This window comes from Hwanghaeella sp. LZ110, assembly GCF_048892525.1.
Taxonomy (GTDB): domain Bacteria; phylum Pseudomonadota; class Alphaproteobacteria; order UBA8366; family Aestuariispiraceae; genus Pacificispira.
This window is the reverse complement of sequence record NZ_JBLZHT010000020.1, coordinates 1-3,279: the sequence shown is the minus strand read 5'-3', so window position 1 is coordinate 3,279 and position 3,279 is coordinate 1. Positions and strand designations below refer to the sequence as shown.

1 tRNA gene and 2 rRNA genes are annotated in these 3,279 nt (G+C 54.4%); all 3 read right to left on the bottom strand.

Annotated elements, in window-relative coordinates:
• Positions 1-77: transfer RNA gene (locus ACOSDM_RS19995), tRNA-Met, on the bottom strand.
• Between the two features lie 76 nt (positions 78-153).
• Positions 154-269, bottom strand: a 5S ribosomal RNA gene (gene rrf / locus ACOSDM_RS19990).
• Between the two features lie 238 nt (positions 270-507).
• Positions 508-3,251 (bottom strand): 23S ribosomal RNA (locus ACOSDM_RS19985).
• Positions 3,252-3,279 lie beyond the last annotated feature (28 nt).

The following is a 3,279-nucleotide window of genomic DNA, read 5'->3' as shown; positions in this document are numbered from 1 at the left end:
TGGTTGCGGGGGTAGGATTTGAACCTACGACCTTCAGGTTATGAGCCTGACGAGCTACCGGGCTGCTCCACCCCGCGTGGGTGTGGTTTGGTAGGAGGTTGGGGGTTTGCATGGTGTATTGCTGAGGTGACTTGAGATCTGTCCGCATGGAAGACTTGGCAGCGACCTACTCTCCCGTGGCTTGAGCCAAAGTACCATTGGCGCGGGAAGGTTTCACGGCCGAGTTCGGGATGGGATCGGGTGTTGGGCCTTCCGCTATGGCCACCAAGTCGTCGATGCGGACAGATATCCTGTCGGTATCAGCAAATGGGGTGTTTTGAAGCATTTGGTTTTGTTGTTTGCGATATGCTGATCTTGTTTTCCGGGATCCGCTTTATGGGCGGTGCCTGGTTTTGTAAAGATCGGCGGATCTCTCGCGAGTAGTCTTAAGTATTGCATTGAACTTTGTGTACCTGTGGCTCTTTTCAGTCCAGACGTGCAACGGCTTTTACCGTCATACGAAGGGAAGATTGGAAGCCGATCGAGCAATTAGTACCGGTAAGCTTCACGTGTTACCACGCTTCCACACCCGGCCTATCGACGTAGTGGTCTACTACGGCTCTCAGGCGAGACCTAGTTTTGAGGTTGGTTTCCCGCTTAGATGCCTTCAGCGGTTATCCAGTCCATACATAGCTACGCGGCAGTGCCACTGGCGTGACAACCGCTCCACCAGAGGTATGTCCATCCCGGTCCTCTCGTACTAGGGACAGATCCTCTCAAGTCTCGTACACCCACGGCAGATAGGGACCGAACTGTCTCACGACGTTCTAAACCCAGCTCACGTACCTCTTTAAATGGCGAACAGCCATACCCTTGGGACCTGCTCCAGCCCCAGGATGAGATGAGCCGACATCGAGGTGCCAAACACCCCCGTCGATGTGGACTCTTGGGGGGTATCAGCCTGTTATCCCCGGAGTACCTTTTATCCGTTGAGCGATGGCCCTTCCACGCGGGACCACCGGATCACTAGGACCGACTTTCGTCTCTGTTCCACCCGTCGGTGTCACAGTCAGGCGAGCTTATGCCCTTGCACTCAACGAGCGATTTCCGACCGCTCTGAGCTCACCTTCGCGCGCCTCCGTTACTCTTTGGGAGGCGACCGCCCCAGTCAAACTACCCACCACGCAGGGTCCCGGACCCGGATATACGGGCCGCGGTTAGACAACAAGACAGTTAAGGGCGGTATTTCAAGGGTGACTCCACAAGAACTAGCGTCCCTGCTTCAATGTCTCCCGCCTATCCTACACATAACGGTCCTGTTGCCACTGCGAAGCTATAGTAAAGGTTCACGGGGTCTTTCCGTCTGACCGCGGGAACTCCGCATCTTCACGGAGAGTTCAATTTCGCTGAGTCCGCGTTGGAGACAGTAGGGCAGTCGTTACGCCATTCGTGCAGGTCGGAACTTACCCGACAAGGAATTTCGCTACCTTAGGACCGTTATAGTTACGGCCGCCGTTTACCGGGGCTTCAATTCGGTGCTCGCACACCTCCTCTTAACCTTCCGGCACCGGGCAGGCGTCAGACCCTATACGTCGTGTTAACCACTTCGCAGAGCCCTGTGTTTTTAATAAACAGTCGCCACCCCCATTTCTGTGCCCCCTCACCCTGGTTGCCCAAGGCAAGGGCCTCCTTATCCCGAAGTTACGGAGGTATTTTGCCGAGTTCCTTCAACGCGGTTCTCTCAAGCGCCTTGGTATACTCTACCTGCCCACCTGTGTCGGTTTCGGGTACGGTCTAATCTCGGGGCTATTTCCAGGGACAGCGTGGCAGCCCGACCAATCCAATAAGGTCAAACTACGTCTACCATCCGTCATCTCCCGAGAGGTTCTGGAATATTAACCAGATTCCCATCGACTACGCCTTTCGGCCTCGCCTTAGGGGCCGACTCACCCTGCGCGGATTAGCCTTGCGCAGGAACCCTTGGGCTTTCGGCGAGAGTGTTTCTCACACTCTTTATCGCTACTCATGTCAGCATTCGCACTTCCGATATCTCCAGGTGCCCTCACAGGTCACCCTTCACAGACTTACGGAACGCTCCGCTACCAAACGATCAAAGATCGTTTCCACAGCTTCGGTGCACAGTTTGAGCCCCGGTACATCTTCGGCGCAAGGCGGCTTATTTAGACCAGTGAGCTATTACGCTTTCTTTAAACGATGGCTGCTTCTAAGCCAACGTCCTGGTTGTCTTGGCCTCCTCACATCCTTTCCCACTTAACTGTGACTTAGGGACCTTAGCTGGTGGTCAGGGCTGTTTCCCTCTTGACGACGGACCTTAGCACCCGCCGTCTGTCTGCCTAGATTGCACTCTTCGGTATTCGGAGTTTGGTTAGAGTCGGTAAGGATCGCTCCCCCCTTCCCCATCCAGTGCTCTACCCCCGAAGGTGAGACTAGACGCGCTACCTAAATAGCTTTCGCGGAGAACCAGCTATTGCCGAGTTTGATTGGCCTTTCACCCCTAACCACAGGTCATCCCCGTCTTTTTCAACAGACGTGGGTTCGGTCCTCCAGGGCGTGTTACCGCACCTTCAACCTGCCCATGGCTAGATCACTCGGCTTCGGGTCTAATCCGACGAACTTAAACGCCCGTTTAAGACTCGCTTTCGCTGCGCCTACACCTATCGGCTTAAGCTTGCTCGTCAGATTAAGTCGCTGACCCATTATACAAAAGGTACGCGGTCACCCTTACGGGCTCCCACTGATTGTAAGCGTTCGGTTTCAGGGTCTATTTCACTCCCCTCATCGGGGTGCTTTTCACCTTTCCCTCACGGTACTGGTTCACTATCGGTCGCATGGGAGTACTTAGGCTTGGAGCGTGGTCGCCCCATGTTCAAACAGGATTTCTCGTGTCCCGCCCTACTCAAGGACCTTATCGTTGCTGTATCCGTACAGGGCTATCACCCATTAATGCCAAACTTTCCAGAATGTTCCGGTTACAACAATAAAGCCACTGGCCTAGTCCGCGTTCGCTCGCCACTACTAACGGAGTCTCTTCGATTTCCTTTCCTACGGGTACTAAGATGTTTCAATTCCCCGCGTTTGCCTCAACACCCTATGTATTCAGGTGCCAATACCCCAAAGGGGTGGGTTTCCCCATTCGGACATCCCGGGATCAAAGCTCTTTGGCAGCTCCCCCAGGCTTATCGCAGCCTAACACGTCCTTCATCGCCTCCATGCGCCAAGGCATCCACCAAACGCCCTTAGCATACTTCCAACCTAACCCCCGTATGAGGATAAAAGTCG